A 6,339-nucleotide genomic window follows, 5' to 3' on the forward strand; every position below is an offset into this window, starting at 1 on the left:
ATTATGAGAATTCAACAAAATCCTATTATTTACAAAGTACTTCTCTTCATTTTAATCTTTTCCGCTTCCGCGAAAGCGCAAATACAAAAAACACAACCGCCTTTCTGGTACGCCGGGATGAACAATCCGGAACTGCAGATTATGTTCTACGGAAAAAATATTTCGCAATATGAAACTTCGGTTTCCAACAATGTTGCGATTAAAAATGTAGAAAAAACAGAAAATCCAAACTACCTTTTCGTAACTATTGATACGAAAGACGTAAAAGCTTCTGAATTAGTTTTCTCTTTCAAAAACAATAACAAAGTTGCTTTTAAACAAAAATATACGCTTAAAGAAAGAAGAGCCAATTCTGCCGATAGAAAAAGCTACGATGCCTCTGATTTAATTTACTTAATCATGCCAGATCGTTTTGCTAACGGAAATCCTAAAAACGACAGCGATCCTGTTTTAACTGAAAAAGGAAACCGTCAAGATCCAAGCGGACGTCACGGTGGGGATATTGAAGGCATCATCAAAAACTTAGATTATATTTCGGCTCTTGGTGCAACTACAATCTGGAGCACACCTTTATGCGAAGACAACGACAAACAGCATTCGTACCACACGTACGGACAATCTGATGTGTACAAAATTGATCCGCGTTACGGAACAAATGAAGATTACGTTCGTCTTTCTACAGAAATGCACAAAAAAGACATGAAACTGGTAATGGATTATGTAACGAACCACTGGGGAATTACACACTGGATGGTTAAAGATTTACCAACAAAAACCTGGTTTAATCAATTTGAAAATTACACACAAACACACCACAGACGTGAGGTAGTTACAGATATTCACGCTTCAAAAATCGATCAGGAAGTTTGTGTTGACGGCTGGTTCGTACCATCAATGCCGGATTTAAATTTAAGAAATCCACTTGTGGCAAAATACTTAACGCAAAATGCCATTTGGTGGATTGAATTTGCCAATTTGGATGGTTTCCGTGTAGATACTTATAATTACTCTGATAAAACTGCGATGGCAAATTGGGCAAAATCTATTACAGATGAATACCCAAACTTTAATATTGTGGGTGAAATCTGGATGCACAATCAGGCTAATTTAGCTTTTTGGCAGAAAGACAGTAAAATTGGTGCAATTGAAAACTACAATTCAAACCTTCCAAGTGTAATGGATTTTACGCTTCAAAGTCAGGTAACTTCTACTTTTAATGAAGATGAACCGAGTTGGGATAATGGATTGATTAAATTCTACAACAATTTTGCAATGGATTTTCTATATCCCAACACAAACAATATTTTAGTTTTTTCCGAAAATCATGATACAGATCGTATGAACGAAAAGTTCAAATATGATTTGCCAAAATACAAACTGGCCATGACGTTATTGGCAACAGTGCGCGGAATTCCGCAAATTTATTACGGTTCAGAAATTGGAATGGGCGGTGATAAAGGCAAAGGCGGAGACGCTGATATTCGTCAGGATTTCCCAGGCGGATGGGCTGGCGATAAAAACAATGCTTTCACAAAAGAAGGAAGAACTGCGGAGCAGGCTGCTTACTTTGATTTCAGTTCAAAATTATTCAATTGGAGAAAATCAAACGAAGCGGTTCATTTCGGAAAAATGACACATTATATTCCTGAAAATAATACGTATGTTTATTTTAGATATACTGATGCTAAAACCGTTATGGTGGTTTTCAATAACAATGCAAAAGAGCAAGTTGTAGAGACAAACCGTTTCAAAGAAAGCATCAAAAACTTTAAATCAGGAAAAGATGTTATCACAGGAAAAACATTCGATTTAGCTTCTGAAATTACTTTGGAACCCAAATCAGCTTTGATTTTAGAATTGGAATAATATTATTTTTTCTCTCGCAGATTTTGCAAATTGAGCAGATAATTAAAAAAGAAAATCTGCCTAATCTGCGAGATATTTTTTTTAGCCACGAATTTCACAAATTTAAATATGATAAAAAAATTAGTGTAAATTGGTGTAATTCGTGGCTATATAATTTTTGATAAATTCCTTGCGACCTTTGCGGAAAACTTTGCGACCTTTGCGCTTAGAAAAAAACGCAGAAAATGCTAAAAATAGCTCACAGAGGTGCCAAAGCATACGAACCCGAAAACACGCTTCAGGCTTTTCAAAAGGCCTTAGATCTAAACTCAGACGGAATCGAACTCGACGTTCACTTAAGCGCTGATGGACATATCATCGTAATGCATGATGAAACCATCGATAAAATGACCAACGGAAAAGGCGATATCAACTCGTATACTTTATCCGAATTAAAGTCTTTTTTAATCGCTGGCAATCACCAAATCCCAACTTTAAACGAAGTTTTTGATTTAGTAGATAAAAAATGCTTTATCAACGTCGAATTAAAAAATGCCGATACATCAAAAAATGTGGTTTCCTTAATCGAAAAATATATTGCAGAAAAAAACTGGAAATATGAACATTTTATCATTTCGAGTTTTGACTGGAATGCTTTAGAAGAAGTTCAAAAATTAAATACAAATATCCCGATTGGTGTTTTAACAGAAGAAAATGTTGAAGATGCTTTGGCTTTCGCCGAAACGATAAAGGCAAAAGCAATTCATCCTGATTTTCAATTATTGAATACCGAAAATGTTCATCAGATTCAGGAAAAAGGATTTGTGGTTTTCCCCTGGACCGTAAACTCAGAACAAGACATTCAAAAAGTAAAAAGTTATAAAGTAAACGGAATTATCTCTGATAACCCAGACAAAATATAGAATAGCCACAGATTAAAGGATTAACAGGATTTGTTTGCCACGACCCGAGCGATAGCGAACTGGCGAAGCAATTACGCAAATTTTCACAAATTTCGATATAAATTAATTCGTGGAGATTAGTGAAATTCGTGGCAAAAGAAAAAATCCTTTAAATCAGTGGCAGAAAAAAAATTAGTGCCAATTCGTGAAATTAGTGGCAACCAAAAAAATATGATTAAAAATTTCGACATCATTATTGTAGGCGGAGGCGCAGCAGGATTTTTTACGGCGATTAATATTGCCGAGAAAAATTCTAAATTGAAAATCGCCATTTTAGAAAGAGGAAAAGAAGTGCTTTCTAAAGTCCGTGTTTCCGGCGGTGGAAGATGCAACGTTACGCATGCCTGTTTTGAACCGAATGAATTAGTGAAATTTTATCCACGTGGAGAAAAAGAACTTCGCGGGCCGTTTCATCAATTTTGTTCCGGAGATACAATCGAATGGTTTGAAAAACACGGTGTGGAACTTAAAATTGAAGAAGACGGGCGACTATTTCCGGTTTCAAATTCGTCACAAACGATAATCGACTGTTTTTTAAAAGCAACCGAAAAATTAGGCATTAAAGTTCTTACAGGACAAAGCGTTCAGTCTATTTTCAAAAAAGAAAACCACTGGAAAATCGATACGCAAACTGATAATTATGCAACAGAAAAGTTAATAATGGCAACCGGAAGCAATCCAAAGATTTGGGAAATGCTTCAGGAACAAGGTCATGCTATTGTGAGTCCGGTTCCGTCATTGTTTACTTTCAATATAAAAGATCCGAGAATTAAAGAATTACCCGGAGTTGCGGCAAAAGTTACCGTAAACGTAAAAGATACCAAACTTGAATCAACCGGACCTTTATTGATCACCCATTGGGGAATGAGTGGTCCGGCAATCCTAAAACTTTCGGCTTGGGGAGCAAGAATTCTTCATGATAAAAATTATCAGTTTATGATTTTCGTCAATTGGCTTAATGATATTGAGACCGAAGATGCCGAGAAAATCCTGAAAGACTTAAAACAGGAACACGCTAAAAAAGCCGTTTCAAAAAAATCTCCGTTTGACTTTCCAAATCGATTGTGGGAAAGTCTGGTTTTGGCTTCGGGAATTGAATCGGAAACCAAATGGGCAGATTTATCTAAGAATCAATTGCAGAACTTAACATCACAATTAACCAAAGCTGAATTTAAAGTCAACGGAAAAAGCACTTTTAAAGAAGAATTTGTAACCGCAGGCGGAATCGATTTAAAAGAAATCAATTTTAAAACCATGGAAAGCAAATTACACGAAAATCTGTATTTTGCGGGCGAAATTGTAAACATTGATGCTATTACGGGAGGTTTTAATTTTCAGAATGTCTGGACAAGCGGGTTTATTCTGGCTCAAAATATTTAATATAAAAATGAAATTTAAAGGAATTATTTTTGATTTAGACGGAACATTAGTCAATTCATTAGAAGATATCTCAGATGCGATGAATTCAGTGCTTACAAGTCTAAATTATCCAACGCACAATTATGATACGTATCAATACTTTATTGGCAATGGCCTCAGAAAATTAGTTGCCAGAGCTTTGCCTTCATCCCATAATACAGAAGATGAGGTTCAGGTTTGTTTTGAGAATATGCTTAAAACATACGATAGCAATTGTGTTCAGAAAACTAAACCTTATAAAGAAATAGCCGAATTAATATATGATTTAAATTCGAAAGGAATCAAATTAGCTGTTTTTTCAAACAAAGCCCATGAACTGACTAAAAAAGTAACCGAGGCATTATTCCCCAATTTGTTTGATGCAATTGCAGGTTTAACCACAGAAGAACTCAAAAAACCGAATCCGTTTAAAGCGATTGAAATCAGCAAAAACTGGAACCTACAACCTGAGGAAATCCTTTTTGTCGGAGATTCTGATGTGGATATTGAAACCGCTTTAAATGCCAAAATGTTTCCGGTTGGCGTGACCTGGGGTTACAGAACAGAAGAAGAACTGAAAGCCAGTGGAGCAAAAGTCGTTATTAATACTCCTTTTGAGTTACTAAATATTTTATAAAAATTCCTTTTAATATTATTTAACAAGACTTTACATATTCTGTAAGTTTTAGTTAAGACCATTCTAATAATTTTACTCTCAACAAATTAGTACTGTATGAGAGTAAAATTACTTACCACAATTTCTTTTTTCACCTATCAGTTATCTGTTTCACAAACTGAAAAATTGCTTCATGGTAAAGTAGTTGCTCATGATCTTCCGCTTAAAAATGTAGAAGTAATCAACAAAACAGCAAAAAAGAGTACCAGGACAAATGAAGCAGGCGAATTTGACATTGTTGTAAATATCAACGACAGTTTACTTTTTTTCTCAAAAGATTATCTTTTTACAAGATTAAAAATCAAATCAGAAGACATTCAATTCAATAATCTCCTGGTCAATATGATTCTTAAACCTGAAGAATTGAAAGAGGTGGTTGTGACTAAAATTAAATTTGATAAGGTGAAATTTGATAGAGAAAAGGTTGCAGAAATACTTATAAGCAAGCAAGCGAAAAATTTAACTCAATTTATTCCAGGTTACAAGGACGGAACAATCCCAAATCCAATAAAAATAACGATACCGTTGGGAGGAGTGAGTACAAAAAGTAAAACAATACCGGAAAGTGAATTTAAAAAACTGGTAACAGCTACTTGTACATCTGATTTTTTTACTAAAAATTTAAAATTAAATCCTGAAGAAAAAGAACTCTTTATCGAATTTTGCGATGCCGATTCTAAGTCAAAGACACTTTTGATTAATCCAAATATTCTGGCAACAATGGATTTTTTGTATGCTAAAAATGAAGAGTTTAAGAAGTTAAAAACAGAGATTAAAAATAAGATTGATTAGAAAACCTGAAACAAAAATTATTTATTCAGCCACCAGATACTCGCATTCAAAATCGCTGCAAATCCAACCCATGCTAAATAAGGAATCAATAAGTAACCAGCCGTTTTATTGATTCTGATGAATTTTAAATACGTTTCATAAATCATCAGCCATAAAAGCGCAATTTCGATTAAAGCCAGCATCGGGTTTTTTAATCCGAAGAATAAATACGACCATATGGCATTAAGCGTTAACTGAATCAAAAAGAATCCTAACGCTTTTTTAACTTCGGCATTTTGTTCTTTTATTTTATCCCAAACTAAACCGGCGGCGATACCCATAAAAACATAAAGCAATGTCCAAACCGGCATAAAAATCCAATTAGGCGGATTAAAAAAAGGTTTTTCGATTGTAGGATACCACTCGACTACGCTTGGTCTTGTTACCAAACTTGCAGAATATCCTACTGCCAGACAAATTACTAATGCTATTGCTATTTTTACAAACTTATTCATGATATAAAAATTTGAATCAAAAATAGTCAAAAGCTGCTTATATTTCTCCTATGTTTGCGAAGTTATTGATTTGAGTTTTAAAAGTCAATAGATTTGAATTATGAAGTGAAAAAGAATGTGAGTAAATTATTTATAAAATAACTCCAATAAGTATATTCGATATAAGAAACTA

General features: G+C 34.3%; 6 protein-coding genes. 5 read left to right on the forward strand and 1 reads right to left on the reverse strand.

Going from position 1 to position 6,339, the window contains the following annotated elements; translation table 11 throughout:
• Positions 1–3 precede the first annotated feature (3 nt).
• The 5 genes from K8B81_RS20275 (at position 4) to K8B81_RS20295 (ending at position 5,673) form a co-directional block, all read left to right on the forward strand.
• On the forward strand, positions 4–1,866 hold the full coding sequence (locus K8B81_RS20275; RefSeq protein WP_223683357.1) for a glycoside hydrolase family 13 protein: 1,863 nt from the start codon (positions 4–6) through the stop codon (positions 1,864–1,866).
• A gap of 224 nt (positions 1,867–2,090) precedes the next feature.
• The gene (locus K8B81_RS20280; RefSeq protein ID WP_223683358.1) at positions 2,091–2,768 is read left to right on the forward strand and encodes a glycerophosphodiester phosphodiesterase; all 678 of its coding nucleotides are present in this window, start codon (positions 2,091–2,093) and stop codon (positions 2,766–2,768) included.
• A gap of 210 nt (positions 2,769–2,978) precedes the next feature.
• Positions 2,979–4,187 (forward strand): BaiN/RdsA family NAD(P)/FAD-dependent oxidoreductase, encoded by a 1,209-nt coding sequence (locus K8B81_RS20285; RefSeq protein ID WP_223683359.1) that lies wholly within the window; start codon positions 2,979–2,981, stop codon positions 4,185–4,187.
• A 7-nt stretch (positions 4,188–4,194) separates the two neighbouring features.
• Entirely contained in the window at positions 4,195–4,842 is a 648-nt protein-coding gene (locus K8B81_RS20290; RefSeq protein WP_223683360.1) for an HAD family hydrolase, read from the forward strand.
• Positions 4,843–4,938: 96 nt separating this feature from the next.
• Positions 4,939–5,673, forward strand: a complete 735-nt coding sequence (locus K8B81_RS20295) for a hypothetical protein (protein ID WP_223683361.1) — start codon at positions 4,939–4,941, stop codon at positions 5,671–5,673.
• A 17-nt stretch (positions 5,674–5,690) separates the two neighbouring features.
• On the opposite strand, the gene K8B81_RS20300 is transcribed toward K8B81_RS20295, so the two are convergent.
• Positions 5,691–6,167, reverse strand: a complete 477-nt coding sequence (locus K8B81_RS20300) for a TspO/MBR family protein (RefSeq protein WP_025571836.1) — start codon at positions 6,165–6,167, stop codon at positions 5,691–5,693.
• Between the last annotated feature and the right edge of the window lie 172 nt (positions 6,168–6,339).

This window comes from Flavobacterium hibisci, assembly GCF_020026925.1.
Classification (GTDB): domain Bacteria; phylum Bacteroidota; class Bacteroidia; order Flavobacteriales; family Flavobacteriaceae; genus Flavobacterium; species Flavobacterium hibisci.

What these genes read in the sequence shown, in the direction of transcription:
- K8B81_RS20275 (WP_223683357.1), top strand. Translation starts at nt 4, where the DNA reads ATGAGAATTCAACAAAATCCTATTATTTACAAAGTACTTCTCTTCATT.
- K8B81_RS20280 (WP_223683358.1), top strand. Translation starts at nt 2,091, where the DNA reads ATGCTAAAAATAGCTCACAGAGGTGCCAAAGCATACGAACCCGAAAAC.
- K8B81_RS20285 (WP_223683359.1), top strand. Translation starts at nt 2,979, where the DNA reads ATGATTAAAAATTTCGACATCATTATTGTAGGCGGAGGCGCAGCAGGA.
- K8B81_RS20290 (WP_223683360.1), top strand. Translation starts at nt 4,195, where the DNA reads ATGAAATTTAAAGGAATTATTTTTGATTTAGACGGAACATTAGTCAAT.
- K8B81_RS20295 (WP_223683361.1), top strand. Translation starts at nt 4,939, where the DNA reads ATGAGAGTAAAATTACTTACCACAATTTCTTTTTTCACCTATCAGTTA.
- K8B81_RS20300 (WP_025571836.1), bottom strand. Translation starts at nt 6,167, where the DNA reads ATGAATAAGTTTGTAAAAATAGCAATAGCATTAGTAATTTGTCTGGCA.